The 16,477-nt window shown below is 56.9% G+C and carries 16 protein-coding genes; 7 read left to right on the forward strand and 9 right to left on the reverse strand.

Annotated elements, in window-relative coordinates; genetic code table 11:
• Positions 1–1,455 carry a carotenoid oxygenase family protein gene (locus AAC060_RS05140; protein WP_339823600.1) on the forward strand — a complete coding sequence of 485 codons (1,455 nt, stop codon included), beginning with the start codon at positions 1–3 and terminating at the stop codon, positions 1,453–1,455.
• 54 nt (positions 1,456–1,509) lie between these two features.
• Here the strand turns inward: AAC060_RS05140 and AAC060_RS05145 are convergent, their stop codons facing one another.
• A complete protein-coding gene (locus AAC060_RS05145; protein ID WP_339823601.1) occupies positions 1,510–3,177 on the reverse strand; it encodes a class I adenylate-forming enzyme family protein in 1,668 nt (555 codons plus the stop codon).
• Between the two features lie 135 nt (positions 3,178–3,312).
• Between AAC060_RS05145 and AAC060_RS05150 the strand changes: the two genes are divergently transcribed.
• The 3 genes from AAC060_RS05150 to AAC060_RS05160 are packed head-to-tail and all read left to right on the forward strand — an operon-like array spanning position 3,313 to position 6,460.
• Positions 3,313–4,377: a hypothetical protein gene (locus AAC060_RS05150; protein ID WP_339823604.1), complete on the forward strand. Its 1,065-nt coding sequence runs from the start codon at positions 3,313–3,315 to the stop codon at positions 4,375–4,377.
• Between the two features lie 2 nt (positions 4,378–4,379).
• Positions 4,380–5,534 (forward strand): thiolase family protein, encoded by a 1,155-nt coding sequence (locus tag AAC060_RS05155; protein WP_339823606.1) that lies wholly within the window; start codon positions 4,380–4,382, stop codon positions 5,532–5,534.
• Complete coding sequence (locus tag AAC060_RS05160; RefSeq protein WP_339823608.1) at positions 5,531–6,460, forward strand: nitronate monooxygenase; 930 nt, start codon at positions 5,531–5,533, stop codon at positions 6,458–6,460. Before AAC060_RS05155 ends, AAC060_RS05160 begins: the two co-directional genes overlap by 4 nt.
• Positions 6,461–6,463: 3 nt before the next feature.
• On the opposite strand, the gene AAC060_RS05165 is transcribed toward AAC060_RS05160, so the two are convergent.
• The 5 genes from AAC060_RS05165 to AAC060_RS05185 all read right to left on the reverse strand — a co-directional run bounded on the left by AAC060_RS05165 (position 6,464) and on the right by AAC060_RS05185 (position 11,794).
• Entirely contained in the window at positions 6,464–7,258 is a 795-nt protein-coding gene (locus tag AAC060_RS05165; RefSeq protein ID WP_339823610.1) for a DUF1295 domain-containing protein, read from the reverse strand.
• A gap of 9 nt (positions 7,259–7,267) precedes the next feature.
• The gene (locus tag AAC060_RS05170) at positions 7,268–9,064 is read right to left on the reverse strand and encodes an AMP-binding protein (RefSeq protein WP_339823613.1); all 1,797 of its coding nucleotides are present in this window, start codon (positions 9,062–9,064) and stop codon (positions 7,268–7,270) included.
• An 11-nt stretch (positions 9,065–9,075) separates the two neighbouring features.
• Positions 9,076–9,504 carry a limonene-1,2-epoxide hydrolase family protein gene (locus AAC060_RS05175; protein WP_339823614.1) on the reverse strand — a complete coding sequence of 143 codons (429 nt, stop codon included), beginning with the start codon at positions 9,502–9,504 and terminating at the stop codon, positions 9,076–9,078.
• An 86-nt stretch (positions 9,505–9,590) separates the two neighbouring features.
• Positions 9,591–10,820, reverse strand: coding sequence for an acetyl-CoA acetyltransferase (locus AAC060_RS05180; RefSeq protein WP_339823616.1), 1,230 nt, complete (start codon positions 10,818–10,820; stop codon positions 9,591–9,593).
• A 137-nt stretch (positions 10,821–10,957) separates the two neighbouring features.
• A complete protein-coding gene (locus tag AAC060_RS05185; protein WP_339823619.1) occupies positions 10,958–11,794 on the reverse strand; it encodes an NTP transferase domain-containing protein in 837 nt (278 codons plus the stop codon).
• Positions 11,795–12,036: 242 nt separating this feature from the next.
• On the opposite strand from AAC060_RS05185, the gene AAC060_RS05190 reads away from it, so the two are divergent.
• Entirely contained in the window at positions 12,037–13,221 is a 1,185-nt protein-coding gene (locus AAC060_RS05190) for a hypothetical protein (protein ID WP_339823621.1), read from the forward strand.
• 16 nt (positions 13,222–13,237) lie between these two features.
• Here AAC060_RS05190 and AAC060_RS05195 read toward each other — a convergent pair whose 3' ends face one another.
• Positions 13,238–13,420 carry a DUF1674 domain-containing protein gene (locus AAC060_RS05195; protein ID WP_339823623.1) on the reverse strand — a complete coding sequence of 61 codons (183 nt, stop codon included), beginning with the start codon at positions 13,418–13,420 and terminating at the stop codon, positions 13,238–13,240.
• Positions 13,421–13,505: 85 nt separating this feature from the next.
• Here AAC060_RS05195 and AAC060_RS05200 point away from each other — a divergent pair, with 85 nt between their 5' ends.
• Positions 13,506–14,414, forward strand: a complete 909-nt coding sequence (locus AAC060_RS05200; protein ID WP_339823625.1) for a M48 family metalloprotease — start codon at positions 13,506–13,508, stop codon at positions 14,412–14,414.
• A gap of 175 nt (positions 14,415–14,589) precedes the next feature.
• On the opposite strand, the gene AAC060_RS05205 is transcribed toward AAC060_RS05200, so the two are convergent.
• Positions 14,590–15,492 carry a LysR substrate-binding domain-containing protein gene (locus AAC060_RS05205; RefSeq protein WP_339823628.1) on the reverse strand — a complete coding sequence of 301 codons (903 nt, stop codon included), beginning with the start codon at positions 15,490–15,492 and terminating at the stop codon, positions 14,590–14,592.
• Between the two features lie 100 nt (positions 15,493–15,592).
• Between AAC060_RS05205 and AAC060_RS05210 the strand changes: the two genes are divergently transcribed.
• Positions 15,593–15,943 (forward strand): hypothetical protein, encoded by a 351-nt coding sequence (locus tag AAC060_RS05210; protein WP_339823631.1) that lies wholly within the window; start codon positions 15,593–15,595, stop codon positions 15,941–15,943.
• A gap of 144 nt (positions 15,944–16,087) precedes the next feature.
• On the opposite strand, the gene AAC060_RS05215 is transcribed toward AAC060_RS05210, so the two are convergent.
• On the reverse strand, positions 16,088–16,426 hold the full coding sequence (locus AAC060_RS05215; protein WP_339823633.1) for a hypothetical protein: 339 nt from the start codon (positions 16,424–16,426) through the stop codon (positions 16,088–16,090).
• Positions 16,427–16,477 lie beyond the last annotated feature (51 nt).

The raw sequence follows: 16,477 nt of genomic DNA on the forward strand, positions 1-16,477 counted from the left end.
ATGAAAGTAGAAAAGCTACCTCCGATCAAATCGACCTTGCAGCCAAGCAACCATCCCTATCTCAATGGCGCTTGGACGCCCTTGATGGAGGAAGTGGATGCAGTGGATCTGGAGGTTATTGAGGGCGCTATTCCGGACGATATTGACGGCCTGTATCTGCGCAATACCGAGAATCAGATTCACCAGCCCTTGGGCCGCTACCATCCGTTTGACGGGGACGGGATGATCCACCAGATCAGTTTCCAGAACGGGAAGGCTAGCTATCGCAACCGCTTCGTCAAGACACGTTGCTTTGACGCCGAGCAGGCGGCGGAACAATCCTTATGGGGCGGATTGATGGATCGGCCGGACATCTCGATACGTCCCGGCTATGGCGCGCATGGATCGTTGAAGGATAGTTCCAGTACCGATATCGTGGTCCACGCTGGCAAAGCCATTTCGACTTTTTACCAGTGCGGCGAAGGCTATGTGCTCGATCCCGTGACACTGGAACCCGAAGGCCTTGCCCCCTGGGTGCCGATTGACGGAATCTCCGCGCATCCCCGGGTTGACGAGAGTACCGGCGAGATGATGTTTTTCAACTATTCGAAATTCGCTCCCTATATGCATTATGGTGTGGTCGATAAGGATCAAAAGCTGGTGCATTACGTGCCGATCGAGCTGCCTGGACCAAGGCTGCCGCACGATATGACGTTCAGTGAAAACTGGTCGATCGTGAATGATTTGCCGGTCTTCTGGGACGCGGAATTGCTGAAGCGTGACATCCATGCCGTGCGCTTTCACGAAGACGTGCCTTCGCGTTTTGGCCTGATTCCGCGGCATGGAGATCCGTCTGAAATTCGCTGGTTCGAGGGCGCTCCGACCTATGTTCTGCACTGGCTCAATGCCTATGAAGAAGGCGACGAAGTCATCATGGACGGCTATTTCCAGGAAGATCCTTCACCGCCGCCGATTGCCGAAGCGGGCGAATACGGCCACTTGATGGCCTATGTGGACCAGCATAGTTTCAAATCGCGGCTCCACCGCTGGCGTTTCAATCTGAAGGACGGCACGACCACAGAGGAACGGCTCGACGACCGGATTGTCGAATTCGGCATGATCAACCAGCAATATTCGGGTCGCAAATATCGCTATGTCTATTCGACGGTAGCGAAACCCGGCTGGTTCCTGTTTTGCGGCTTCATCAAACATGATCTGGAGACAGGCGAGAGCCAGCAGATCATGCTGGACGAGGGGCGCTATGCCTCGGAATCGCCATTTGCTCCGCGGATCAATGCGCAGTCGGAAGATGACGGTTATCTGGTCAGTTTCATCATCGACGAGAATGCCGGCACATCCGAATGCATATTGATTGACGCGAAAAAATTTGACGCCGGCCCCGTATGCCGGATCAAATTACCGCACAAGATCAGCAGCGGAACCCATTCCACATGGGTGTCGCGCGACAAGCTCTAGGGTCAGGACCCGTTAACTGCGCGGAGCGTGGTTAACGGGTCGGGACTCTTGTCATCAGGCCAGCTTTGCGATCACGATTTCGCGCAATTCGTCGCGCATGACCTTGTTCATCGCATTGCGGGGCAACTGATCTACCGTCACCAGCATTTCGGGATGCTTGAAAATTGCGATATGCTGCTCGCCGAGCCATGCGGACAGGTCTGACAGGCTGATCTCTTCTCCCGCATTGGCAGCCACGGCTACCGCGACCCGTTCGCCTAGCTTGTCATCGGCAATGCCGACTGTTGCCGCTTCACGGATCTTGGGGTGGCCGACAATCAGGTCATCCAGTTCGGCCGGCGAGATATTAACGCCGCCGCGCACGATGATTTCCTTGGAGCGGCCAACGAACCGGTAATAGCGGGATAGCGCGCCTTCTCCGGCAATTTCGAAAAGATCACCGGTTGAAAAATATCCATCCTTGTCAAAAGCAGCATCATTGAGTTCTGGTGAACGCCAGTAGCCGCTAAATATGGTTCCTCCGGCAAGGCGCATCTCGCCGACCTGTCCCGCTTCGGTGATTTCCGCCCCGGTTGCAGGGTCGACCAGACGGGTTTGCATGACTTCCGCCACCCGTCCCGGCCAATCGATGTCTTTGGCGCCAAGGCGCGGGAAGAACCGCGCCCGTTCGCTGGGATCGGGGACAAATGCGGGGCTGGAAAACAGCGACGAGCCTTCGTTCGACCCGAAAATATTGGTGATTTCGATATCATGGATGCTCTTCCATGTTTCGATCAGCCAGGGGGAAAGCGGCGCAGAGCCCGACCCGACCGCCCGTAGCGACCCGATATCGAATTTCTCCAGAAGCTCGGGGTTCTTGAGCAAGGCACCGAGGACGGCGGGCGGTGCAATCGTGTAGCTGACTTTCTCGTCTGCGATCTGGTTGAGGAAAATGCCGATATCGAAAGGGTGATGTAGAACAAGCTTGGTTTGCAATTGCAGCCACGGCAGCACCAGTCCGCCGATCGATCCGATATTGACCAGCGGGAACGGGTTGAGCAGCACGTCACTTTCAACCATCCCTGTGGCATCGACAATCACATCGGCGTTGAGCACCCAGTGACAATGATTGCGTGGCACGCCTTTGGGTCGTGATTCCGTCCCCGAAGTCCAGCAAATGGTAAGGATTTCAGCCGCATCCACCGGATTTTCGTTGCGATAATTCTGAACATTTGTGATGTCGGTAGAGTGAAGATCAAGCGCCGTTTCACCGTCGTCGTTCAATGTGATCAACTGAATGCCCGTTTGCCCATCGGTCAGGTTGTGGCCCAGCTTGGCATGATCGAAAGCACCAAATCTCGGGATAGTCACAAAGGCCGCCGGCTCGATTTTCTCGATAATATAGCTTATTTCATGCTCGCGATATTGCATGACCACCGGGCTGATGATCAGGCCGATCCGGGCGGCGGCGAGGAATATAATCACCGCATCGACCGTGTTCGGTAACTGTACGACCAGCCGGTCATCTTTCTCCAGACCTCTGGCGAGCAGCGCAGCCGCTGTCTTTTCGACGTCCTGTCCAAGTTCGGCCCATGTGAGAGAACGTGGCGCGACGCCATCGAGCGATTCCCGATTGAGCGGATCGACCAGAGCCATCTTGGCTGGATACGCGGATATGGCATCTTGCAGCATATCATCGACCGTTCTTTTGCCCCACCAGCCTTTGGCTCGATACTCTTCCATTTGGCTATTCGGTGTCAGAAACATCGCGACCCTCTCTCATATGAAAATTTGGTTTAACTGGCCAATTGACGATGACCTTATAAACTTGCATAAAGATACTAACAGGCAAGTGCAACTTTTTCGGGAACAGAATATATGTATGTAGGCGAAGCGATCCGCGTCGTGCAATGGGCCAGCGGGTCGATGGGCCGTACCGCGATGCGGATGGTGATCGATCACGCCAATATGGACCTGGTCGGGACGCTGGTTTATTCTGCCAGGAAACACGGGATAGATGTCGGTGAAATTGCAAGACGGCCTGTTTCCGGCGTTCTGGCCACCAATAATATTGACGACATCCTCAGGACGGACGCTGATGTGGTGCTGCATATGCCGCGGATAACATTGCCTTATGAGGCTCTTGTTCCGGATGTCGTCCGCCTGCTGGAATCGGGCAAGAATGTCATTTCCACCGCGGGCTTTCACTGGCCCGACGCGCATGGAGAGCTCTATGCCGGGCCGCTACGCGCCGCAGCGATCAGGGGGAATGCGACCCTCGCCGGCGTCGGAGTCAATCCGGGAATGGTCGCAGAACGGCTGGTGATGGCGGCTAGCGCGATGTCAGTCGAAACGGACCGGATCGAGATTTTCGAAACCGTCGACGCATCCGCCATGGCCAGTCCGGAATTTGTCTTCGGCCTGATGGGGCTGGGCTCCGATCCGGCGGAAAAGGATATTCGCCAAGGCCCGCTCAGCGAACTCTATGGCGCATTATTCTCGGAAATCCTGTATTTCTGCGCCAATCATCTGGGCAGCAAAATAGCGGCTATAGAGCCGGACCATCAGCTGACCATAGCGCCGCGTGATATTGTCGTGGCGGCCGGAACAATTGCCAAAGATACAGTCGCTGCAACTGAATGGCGTTGGACCGCCTATCTGGAGAATGGCACAGAGTTGCTGCTGTCGATTATCTGGACAGCGGATCGCAGTCTGCATGACGGTGACCGGCAAGGCCATTGGGTCATGAATATCAAGGGCCGCCCCGATATCAAAATGACCCTCGATATATCCGAGGCCGATCCGGCTAAGCCGCCGTCTCGTGCGCTGACCGATGCCGTCTGCGCGGTCGCCATCAACGCTATTCCTGAAGTCATCGCTGCACCGGCCGGGCTCTTCGCCTTTCAGCCGCCCTCGATTTCTTTGCAACGACAGAAAGTTTAATCATGGAAATTTTTATCGGCGATTGTGTCCGCTCGGTACGCGGCAAGGCGCGCCCGGATGGCGGACTGGCCAAACAGACCCCTTATGGTCTGGTCGGTGCGCTGATCGATGCGGTGGAGCAGCGCGGGTCGGTCGAACGATCGGATGTGGACAAGCTGACTCTGGGATGCGTCGGGCAGACCGGCGCCCAGGGCGGCCATATCGCGCTGGTCACGAAAATCGCATCCGGTTTGCCGGAAACCGGCAGCGCCCATACAATCAACAATTTCTGCGCCTCCGGATTGACGGCGATCGGCCAGGCGGTTTCTGCGGTAGCGGCAGGACACAGCCGGATTGCCCTAGCGGGCGGTGTGGAAATGTTGTCGCATGTTCCGTTCATGGGCGATCAGGCGGATTATTATACCGACATGACATTCGCGCCAATCGACCGTTATATTCCGGTGGTGCTCGCGGCCGATCTGCTGGCGGGGGAAATGGATGTCACGCGCGAGGAGATGGATGATCTCAGTTATCTCTCGCAATCACGGGCGGGCAAAGCGGAAACGGATAGTGGCTTGCAGGCATCCCGTATCGCGATCGGCGGTCTCGACCATGACGAAGCAGTGCGGGTGACGACGAGAGAAAAGCTTGCCGCAATGCCCGCTTCTTTTGGCGAGTTGGCGAAACAATATGCCCACGCACTGACCGGTGAAGCTTCGGCTCCGCGGATGACGGTCGCCAATGCGCCGCCGATGACCGATGGCGCAGGGTTGGCAGTCGTCGGAGGGCGCGAAGCATTTGAATCTCCCCGTGCCCGGGTGGTTGCGTTTGCCGATGCGGGCAGCAACGCACGGCAATCGCTGACCGCCGGATTTGTCGCGATGGACAAGGTACTGGAAGACGCCGGATTGTCGCTCGACCAGATGGACCGCATAGAATTTATGGAAGCCTTCGCTGTGCCTTATGCATTGTTCCGCCGTAACTATCAGCCGGATATGGATAAGGTGAATGTCAGCGGCGGTCATATTGCCAAGGGCCATCCGATGGGTGCAACCGGTGCGATCTTATTATCCACTTTGCTGGATGCTCTGGATGCAGCCAATGGCAAATATGGACTGGTCGTGGCGTCAGGCGCACAAGGCGTCGGTGTGGCGATGATTGTGGAGAGACTGTCATGATGAATCCGATTCTCGAACGCCTGCGCCTGCCGGTGGCCGTTGCTCCGATGTTTCTGGTTTCCGGGCCGGAGATGGTCATTGCCGCTGCCCGTGCCGGACTGGTCGGAGCCTTTCCCACACCCAATTGCCGGACAACGGAGCAGCTTGACCAGTGGATGACGCAAATTGTTGCCGAAACGAAAGATTGTGCTGGAATCTGGGCGGCCAATCTTGTCACCCATAGCACCAACGACCGGCTGGCCGACGATCTTGCGCTGGTAGCCAAGCACAAGCCGCCGATCGTGATTACCGCTTTGGGCAGCCCCGCACCGGCCATTTCGGTGGTCCATGAATATGGCGGGATCGTGCTGGCCGATATTGTGACGATTGCGCTCGGCAGGAAAGCTGCTGCTGCAGGCGCGGATGGACTGGTCGCGGTATCCTCCGGTGCAGGGGGGCATACGGGGCAATTATCACCCTTTGCCTTTATATCCGCGATCCGGGAATTTTTCGACGGCATTGTCTGCGTCGGTGGCGGGATATCCGACGGTGCTGGTGTCGCCGGGGCGGTCGCAGCCGGTGCCGATCTGGTCTATATGGGAACACGCTTTCTCGCCGCAGACGAGAGCATGGCGGTCGATGACTATAAAGATATGGTGGTCAATAGCGACGCCACCGACCTGATCGTCAGCGCAGGTGTCACGGGTACACCGGCGTCCTGGCTGATCCCGTCGCTGCTTGCCAACGGCTATGATCTCGACAATCTGACCAAGCCGGCCACCCGCAATTATGGCGGCGATGACGTTGGCACGCGCTGGAAAGACCTGTGGGCTGCTGGCCAAGGTATTCAGGCGGTCAAGGGGCGCGAGCAGGTCGCGACCATTGCCGATCAGCTGGAAGGTGAATTCATGTCCGCCAAAGCACGGCTGGCCGCTATCGGGGGATAGCGATCAGCTGGCTTTTGGTGGCATCGGGATAAAACCTGACGTGCGCCGCACATAATCGGCATAGCCTTCTCTGGTTTTGTGCAACCGGTTTTCCACCGTCGGCGCGCCTGACCATTTCATCAATGTCCAGGTGAGCAGGGCAGGACCGAAGAAAGACCATATGCCGGCAGGCGTCTCCGCTGCGATCAGGAACAATCCCCACCAGACGCAGGCGTCACCGAAATAATTGGGGTGGCGGGTGTAGCGCCACAGGCCATATTGCATGACCTTTCCGGCATTATCAGGATTTTTCTTGAATTTCGTAAGCTGCCAGTCGCTGACCGTTTCAAAGATGATGCCGACGACGGCGAGTGCAGCGCCGATCATCGCGAGCATACCGAGCGGGACCGGTGGTCCGGCTTGCCCGAGCTGCACCGGCAGACAGACGATGAACAGCATCGGCGCCTGCGGAGCGATGACGAGCCGCGCGGTTGCCTGACCAAAGCCCCAGCCTTTGTGCGTCTTGGCTTTGCCGAGGATCGCTTCATAGCGCCGGTCGGGGCCATGATCACGCCAGCGCCACAACATATAACCGCCCAGCCGGATTCCCCAGACGGCGCACAGGCCGAGCAACAGATATTTGCGATCGTCCGACGCGCCGCCGAGGAAAAAGCTGCTGATCGCCAGCGCCACCATCCCCAGCGCCCAGACGCTGTCAATCGGCGTGACATCCCGGGTTTTCTGAAAAATCAGCCAGAGCGCGAAAAACAAAGTGAGCAATAATGCGGCGTTCAACGCCAACATGGTTACCAGATTCATGGGATTTCCTTATTTGCTTGTGTCGACGCAAAATATCGAGGCTGGCGGGGAGTCGGCATAGAGCTGCTCGACAATATCTCCGCGGTTTTCGATCACAGCGCGTCGGTTGATGCTGCCTTTGTCGGACACTTCCTGTGCCGACGGATCAGGCGCGGTGGCGAGCAAGGCGAAGCGCTGGATCGTCGCCGACTTGCCGCTGCGATTGGCGTTAAATTCCTTCAATTTCTGGGCGATGCGCTGCCCAACGTCGGCATCGGCTTTCGGGCCGGGCCAGATCATCATCGTCAGATAGGGCCGGTTGGCGTCGCATAGCACCAGTTCCATGATATCGGGAGCCAGCGCTTTCAGCAGACTGTCCCTCAGTTCGCCGCCATAGACCCATGTGCCGTTGGACAATTTGAATTCTTCCGCCAGACGACCGGCAAAGGCGAGGCCTTCGTCGAGATTGTCCGGGTTGATCAGGCGCGCCAGATCACCGGTTTTATAAAAGCCCTGTTCGTCAAAAACCTCAGCATTTTTTTCCGGTTCGTTGAGATAGCCCTTCATCAGATTTCTACCGCGGAGACGGACTTCATAACGGCCATCGGTCGGCACCAGTTTCACCGTGACGTCGGGGCAGGGCAGGCCGATCCCGACTTTCCGGGTCGGGAAATAGATGGTCAGACAGCCCGAGACGGTTTCGGTCATGCCATAGCCGGTAGTCATATGTATCCGGTGGCCCGTCTCCGCGACCGCCATTTCCTGCAGCCGGTCATAGACATTTTGCGGCAGGCCCGCGCCGCCGTATAGCATCAGTCGCATTTTTTTGAAGAAGCTGGCGCGGAGTTCGAGATCTTCCTCCATCGCTGCAACCAGCATCGCATAGCCAGAGGGCACATTGTTGAAATAGCAGACGGAGATTTCGCGCAAATTCCGGATCGATGTGTCGAACAATCCGGGAGCAGGCTTGCCCGCGTCGATATAAAGCGTGCCGCCTTCGACCAGGCAGGATCGCAATACCGAGGCGCCCGCAGCATGATGCCACGGCAGCCAGTCGAGCATGACATCATCCCATCCCGCTGCCTTGCCGATCGCGGCAATCGTCTGCGCGGTATTGGCGGCCAGTGCGGTCATGCTGAGTTGGACGACCTTGGGCAGGCCGGTAGAACCGGATGTCATCATATAGCTGGCGACATCATCGGGATTGATTGCGTCGATAGATTTTTGCACCGCATCGGTAGCAGCAATGTCGTAAATCTTGCCGAGCGAAGTAGCGGGACGGGAAAATCCGTCCGGATTATCGGTCAGTATCGGGACATCATCCGCCAGAACCGTCTCGACTGCTTTGACAAAAGCTGCCGTCGCCGGCGCAAAAATGCAGGCGGGGTTGGTCATTTTGGCGACATGTGAAAGCCGCGCATAATCGGATGCCAGAGCAAAGGCCGGACTGACCGGCGTATGGATGACCCGCGCGGCATAGCAGGCGAATTTGACAATCGCCGAATCGATCGAATTTTCCGCCAGCACCATGACAGCGCGCCCAACCGGTACATTCTCGATCAGCCATGTCGCAAGCGAAGCAATCCGCTGGCCGAACGTGGCATAGTCCAGCGTCTCCCATTCCCCCTTCGCGTCGCGCTGCGCCAGCGCAATCGTACCGGCGTTTTTCTCGGCGCTCTGGAAAAAAGCCCGCGCGACATTGGTTTCCCGATCGGGCAGCGGGATGTTCGATTTGAAGACGATGGTCCCGTCGTCCTGTCGGTCCACATCAAGATCAACGGGCATGAATTCCGCGTCGCGGAACGGCGCGGTTCTGAAATCTGTCATTGCAACCTGACCTACCGGGCTGGCCGGGCGATGAGTTCTTTAACTTGCTCGGGATAGGGGTTGCCCGCCTTCATCTGGCTCATGGCACCCGAGTCGACATAATCGCGCCAGCCGCTGATCTTGTCGCCGGAATATTCAATGACACCGGCATAAGGCGCCGCGACGGCAACGCCGTCTTTGGTAACATATTCATCGACGCCTTCGACGAACAGGCGGTCTGCGGTTTCGGCAGTTTCGAAAATACGCCATTTGACCTCGCCGATCACCCCGCCAAAGCGTTCGAGAAAGGCCCGTGCTTCCTTCTTGCCCCGGACCGGTGGTGCGATAGCGGCGGCATAATGCCAGACAATATCGTCGCTCATTGCATCAATGACCGCATCGATATCCTTGTTTTTCCAGGCTTCGATTACGGTTTTAAACTGTTCAAATCGGCTCGACATGTCACTCTCTCCGGATATTATGATATTTTTTGAGCACGCGGTCAGGGCCGCGCCGGCTGTCATGATGATGACCTCGCGGCGGCCGATCACGCGGCTTCGCGCTCGACTACGAAGCTGACGGTGGTGGTCGTGGACCCGCCGATATTCAGCGTCTGCGCCCTGCGCGCGCCTTCGACCTGACAATCGCCGGCTTTTTCGGTAACCTGATTGGCGGCGTCGAGGACCATGCGAACGCCGGTGGCGCCGACCGGATGGCCGAGACCGATGAGGCCGCCGGATGGATTGACCGGGATCCGGCCGCCCATTTCGATGCTGCCGTCCTCGATCGCTTTCCATGCTTCGCCGGGATCGGTTATCCCGAGATGATCGATCGCCATATATTCGGTCATGGCGAAGCAATCATGGGTTTCTACCATGTCGATGGCTTCGATACCGCCCACCCCGGCGCGCGCGCGGGCTTCGTCGACGGCCCGCTTAACCTGAGGGAAAACATAAGGAGCGTCGGCGCTGTTGCGGATTTTCTGCTTATAGGAAATCGGCGCAGACCGGTGGCCCCAGCCAGAAATGCGAGGCAGGCTTTCCAGAGTTACGCCATGCTCGTCGGCATATTGCTGCGCCCGTTTTTCCGATGCGAGAAACACGACGGCAGCGCCGTCGGTCACCTGTCCGCAATCCATCTTGCGAGTGCGGCCTTCGATGACGGGATTGGCCTCATCATCGCCGGTGAAGCTTTTTTCGGTGAAGGCCCAGCCTCGGGTCTGGGCGTTGGGATTGCGCTTGGCGTTGCCGAAATTAATCTCGGAAATCCGCATCAAATGCTCATATTCCAGACCATAGCGTGTTTCATATTCCTCGGCGAGATCGGAGAAGGACCGCGGCCAGACATAGTCCGCATCCTGATATTCCTGTCCACGCCACGCGGCGGCGCCAAGATGATCGGCTGCGACGCGCCCCGGCACGTTGCGCATCTGTTCCAGTCCCATGACGCACGCCAGATCATAGCGGCCGGCTTCTATTTCCGACATGGCGGCAAGAATGGCGACGCTGCCCGATGCGCAGGCCGCTTCGTGCCGTGCGGTGGGAAGGCCATCGAGCGCGGGGTGCGCCTGTCCGAAAAATCCGCCGAGCATTCCCTGTCCGGCAAAAAGTTCCGCAACAAAATTGCCGACATGGCCGGTTTCGATATCTTTCGCGTCCAGCTTCGCTTGCGTCAGGCCCTTGTCGAGCGTGTCAGAAAATACAGAGGCAATGTCTTCGCCTTGCCGCTCCCAATTTTGAGCAAAATCGGTCTGCCAGCCACCTAGAATATAAACCATCTGAACCTCCATATGAGAAGGTATTATTATACAAGTGATATATTAATGCAATAGCGTTCCCGCCCGGAGAGCATCGATCAACCAATATTGAGAGCGTGGCGGCTGTTTTAACAGAGCGGCATGGCGGGCACGCGGCCTCAGCCCTCACGCCGCTCCAAAATCCCGGTCACCAGTTCCAGATCATCCGGCTTGTCCACATCGATCGCAGCTTCCGCTATCGGCAATATGATCGGTTCTGCCCGCAGGGCCATGCGCCGGCCCGCGTCTGACATCGCGCCTTTGAAACTGATCGTCCGGCTGAGCGCCCGCAGCAGCAGCCAGGGACCGAAACGGGCGAATATTTTCCAGCCCTTCTTGCGGTCTTTCTCGACCGAAGACCAGAAAGCCACCGCCGGCTTCGCGGCTTCATTGTGCAGCGCGAACAGATTGGCGCCGCTATAGGCGCCGCCGCGGAATTTCAGCCAAGTGCGTCGGGCGTCGGGGTAGGCGGCCAGCATTGTCTTGCGTTCGACCACGGCGACCGCGACATCCTGCCCGCTATGCCTCTCGAAGAAGCAATCGAGAATCTCTGCGGTCAACAGCGCATTGTCGGCGGTGGTCACCAGCACCGGCCATGGCGCGATATCGGTACCGATAACATGGTGGACGCTGGTCGCAATGCCATCGCTGGACGCGACATAGGAGATACTGTCATGCCCTGCCAGATCAGGAGTTAGTCCGGATTGCAGATCTTCGGGCGACTGGGCCATGATGACGATGTTACCGACATCGGGAGAGGCCAGCAACGCGCGCGTCACCCGTTCGAGCATGGTCTGGCCGTTGATCGGGATCAGCGCCTTATATTTGACGTTGCAATAAGCGGCCATCGGATCGCCTTCGGGGCGCTGGCCCGCCAATATGATGGTCGTCCACAGCGGCTTCTTGCGGGGTTGCTCATCATTGGGGAAATTCTCGGATTTTGTAACAGCGGTCACGGGCGTCCTTATATGGTCCATCGCTTCCTGCGAAAACCGGTTGTGCTGAGGCTTGTTAGCCGCAGCGAGCGCTTTTGCAAAGCGGGCCTTGGATTCGGCCCGTTCCGTTTGTTCGCTCGCCGTCCCGGATCGAGACTTCGTGGACTTTCGTAAAAAAACTGTCAAAGAACTGTAAAAGGGGGAGGGATCATTATGGTCAATGGCTTGAGCACAAATGAGGTTGGGCATCCGATGGAAAGGAAATGAGCTCCGATCCATCGACGCATCCCCGGCGTATCGGCTTTCTTTTCAATCATGACGCATTGCATCAGGTCGCCCATACCGCGCCCATCATCTCCGCGCTGCAAAGGCGCGCGCCGGGCGCACAGGTCGAAGTCATCACCTCCAGTGACCGGCAAGCCGATGCGGTCAGGCAATTTCTCGACCCCGGCTTGCCGCCGCCAGTTTTCAGGTCGATCCGGGCGAATAGAGGGATCCGGCTAGTCGAGCAGATGCTGGGCAATATGGTACCGCTCAGCCGGTTGAACGGTTTGAAGCGAAGCACCGAATTGTTCCGCCATTTCGATGCATTGGTGGTGCCGGAGACCACCACGACTTTTCTCAAGAAAAAAGGCCAGTCAGATCAGCCAAAGCTGATTTATTTTCCCCATGGGGCGGGCGACCGGTCGATCGGCTTCTCTCAGGAAATCGGTCTCTTCGACTATGTGTTGCTGCCCGGCGAGAAGACCCGTGACCGGATGCTGGCGGCTGGCGTCATCCGCCCCGACAATCACCGCGTTGTCGGCTATCCCAAATTCGAGGCTTTCGCGAACCGGCCGCCGGTGAAGCTGTTCGACAATGACAGGCCCGTTGTCCTCTACAACCCGCATTTCGATCCGATGCTCTCGTCCTGGTTCCGCTTCGGCGAGCAGATTCTCGACTATTTCGCCAGTCAGAATGATTATAATCTGATCTTTGCGCCGCATGTCATGCTGTTCCAGCGCAAGCTGTTAGCCTCGGTCGAGCATCGCATATTGCGATTTCGCCAGCGCATTGATCCGCGTTTCGCCGCGCTCGACCATATCCATATCGACACGGGCAGCAGCCGCAGCGTCGATATGACCTATACAAGCGCCGCCGATATCTATCTCGGCGACGTCAGCAGCCAGATTTACGAATATATCGAGAAACCCCGTCCGGCGATTTTCCTCAACTCGCACGACGCGAAATGGCAGGGCAATGCCAATTATGAACATTGGACATTCGGTCCGGTGCTGGATGACCTTGCCGGTCTCGGTGCGGCGCTGGACGCGGTCTCCCCGCTATCGGACGCATATCGCCAGATCCAGACGGCGGCCTTTGCTTATTCCTTTGATATGAATGGCGGCAACCCTCCGTCGCAACGTGCTGCTACCGCGATCGCAGAATTCATGGACCTTCCGCAATAGCACCAGCCGAAGCGCACTAGAAGTCGACGGCGATGCCCTTATGCTCCCAGTCGCCATAGCGGGTCGGGCCTTTTCTCCCGGCAATCTCTTCCGCTTTATCGAGCGGATCAGGCTGGGGCACAGGCTTGTTCGGAGAAAGATGTGCGGGCGCCTTTACATGGGCTGGCCGCTCACCGGCTTTTCTATCGCTATCGGTCATATTTTTGCCTGTCCGCCAATTTGAATCGTCCCGCTTCTGACCCTATATTGAAGCTAGGACCAATATAATCAAGCGAGTGCAGACGATGAACTTCATGAAGACAACCATGCTATTGGCGGCGCTGACCGCATTATTCATGGTCCTGGGCTATTCGCTGGGGGGCAGCGGGGGCGCGATTATCGCCTTGGTGGTCGCGGCGGGGATGAACCTGTTCACCTACTGGAACGCCGACAAGATCGTGTTAAAAATGCACAATGCGGTGGAGGTTGACGCGTCCAGCCATCCCGAATTCTACAAGATGGTCAAAAATCTCGCCCAGCGCGCCCAGCTGCCGATGCCAAAAGTCTATATCGTCGATCAGCCCCAGCCGAACGCCTTTGCCACCGGCCGCGATCCCGAACATTCAGCGGTTGCGGCCACCACCGGCCTGCTCAATATGCTCAGCCATGACGAGATCGAAGGGGTAATGGCGCATGAACTCGGCCATGTGAAAAACCGCGATACGCTGATCATGACCATGGTCGCGACGATTGCCGGCGCGGTATCGATGCTCGCCAATTTCGGCATGTTCTTCCGCAGCAATCGCGGTATCGCCGGGATCATGGCGGTGCTGATCGCGCCCTTTGCTGCGATGATCGTGCAAATGGCGATCAGTCGCACCCGCGAATTTGGTGCCGATGCCGCAGCCGCACAGATCAGCGGCAAGCCCCTCTCGCTGGCGTCCGCGCTAGCCAAGATTTCCGGCGAGGCTGCCCGCATCCCCAATCCGGTTGCCGAGCGTAACCCGGCAGCAGCGCAGCTTTATATTGTCCCCGCCGGTGTCCGCCAGATGTTCTCCACCCACCCCGCTACCGAAGACCGGATTGCGGCTTTGCAGGCAATAGCGCAGAATGGCGGTATGGGCGGTGGTCCCGGCGGCTGGTCGAGCAGGCCGGACGAACTGGGCGACATGAGCCGTTTGCGTAAACCGAGCGCGCTGGACCCGACGCGATAGGGTGTCTGGACTGTTCGCCAACACATCCCACTGCCGTTGGCGTACAGCCGAACACGCATGGATGGGCGGACGTGCTAACGAGAGCCCGCAATCAAAAATTGCTTTCTGGAATTCACTCCCGCCCTATCCGAAAGTTGACTTTAGCTTTGGCTATTCTCGACGCGAGCAATCTTGATCAAGCATAACCGCCAATCTCAACATTCAGAAAGTCGATGAATTTACGGACCTTCAGGGGTAGATAGCGACGGCTGGGATAAGTAAGCCACGCAGCTGTATCAAACTCTGAAGGCGTGCAATCAAACTGCGGGAACAGGTTGATCAGTCGTCCGTCTTCCAGCTCGGGCGCGCACAACCAGTCAGGAAGGATGGCGATGCCAATTCCTGAAACAGCAGCAGCGGTCATGGTCAGGCCGTGAGACGTGATGAGTTTGCCAGTAACTGTAACGTTTCCCACATTTCCATCCTTGTCACGATAACGCCATGTGCTGGTCTGTCCCGGCATGCGAAACACAATGCTGTCCAGGCCGCTGATGTCATCAGGGTGCGAAGGGCGTCCATGTTTTTGGACAAAATCCGGGCTCGCGCAAATGCGAAACCTTCGGGGTGTAAGTTGAGCGGAAACAAAATCACCTGTCGGCTTGAGACCAAATCTGATCGAAAGATCGATTTCTTCCTTGATGATATCGACTTGGTGATCGGCCAACAGAAGCTCGATTGTCAGATCAGGATATCGCTCCATCAGCTTGGGCAAAAGTGGCGCCAGGATACGGGGGCCGAAGGACGTACAAGCTGCAACACGTATATTACCCTGCGGTTGATTGACCAGATCCTGAGCTTCCTGACTGGCAATATCAAAATTCTCGAGCAGGCCCTGAATGCGTTCAAAATAGAGCGATCCGGCTTCGGTTGGCGCTAACATACGGGTCGTGCGCTGAAGCAACCGAAACCCCAGTTCGGCTTCCAGATTGGTGATGGATCGTGAGACTGTAGACGGATCAAGCTCCATCTGACGAGCGACCGCAGCAAAGCTCCCCAATTTCACCGAATTGACAAAAATCCGAAACGACATCAAATCCATTCGTGCAATTACCTCATGATTATCGTTCTATATTGTGCATTTACTACACCAATAATCATGCATAGAGTCAAGTCACGAGCTTCAAAACAAGGAGTCACAAATGCCACTTCACTTCTCTCCTCAATTCTTCAAGACGCGGGCAGATGTTCTCGACGATGTAAAAGCAAACGAGACCTGGCCCACCACATTCGTTTCGGGACCGTCCGATGCGCTGCCGGTACATTGGCACCTGGATGAAGTGCACGCCTATATCATGGAAGGGGAGACTGACTTTCTGGACGCAGAGAGCGGCAAGCAAACCCCGGTTGTGGCAGGTGACAAGATCATAATCCCGGCAAGAACGCTCCATGCGGAGGGTGCTGTAAAAGATCGGGTGGTCTATATTCTAGCGCTTCCCCAACCTTTGGCGGGGGATGATTTCCTGGCTATGCATGACCCGGATACGATCTGAGAAGCGTCTGTGGCACCAATATCTGCAGAACCCCCCGCTGAACGCATAAAAAAAGGCTGGATCAAATCCAGCCCGTTTCATTCGCTCATGTCGGCACGGCAGAGATGAATCTCTGCCGTGCCTAATTGATTTGCCTGATTTGGATTACTCGGCGAGCATCTCGTCATAGACAGCGCAAGCTTCGGCAATTCCAAAGCTTCCGTCGGCAGCACCTGCCTGCATCTTCTCTTGAACTTCCTGCATCTTGCTGGTCATTTTCTGCATTGCTTCCGGATCGCCGGCCAGGCCTTGCATCTTCGTGCCCAGTTCTTGCGCCTTGGCCATCATGGTGTCCTGCGTGCATTCTTCGGTGGTCGCAACTTCAGTGGTTTCGTCGGTAGACACGACTGTATCACCTTCAGCGACGTCGGCTGCATTGTCACCGCATGCTGAAACCAGAAGCGCGGCGCTGCTTACAGCAGCAAAAAGGAAAGTCTTTTTCATATTGTATCTCATTCTAATATTTGATGAATAGTGAGCGCGACCCCAAGTGTC

The organism is uncultured Parasphingorhabdus sp. (genome assembly GCF_963975555.1).
Lineage (GTDB): Bacteria > Pseudomonadota > Alphaproteobacteria > Sphingomonadales > Sphingomonadaceae > Parasphingorhabdus.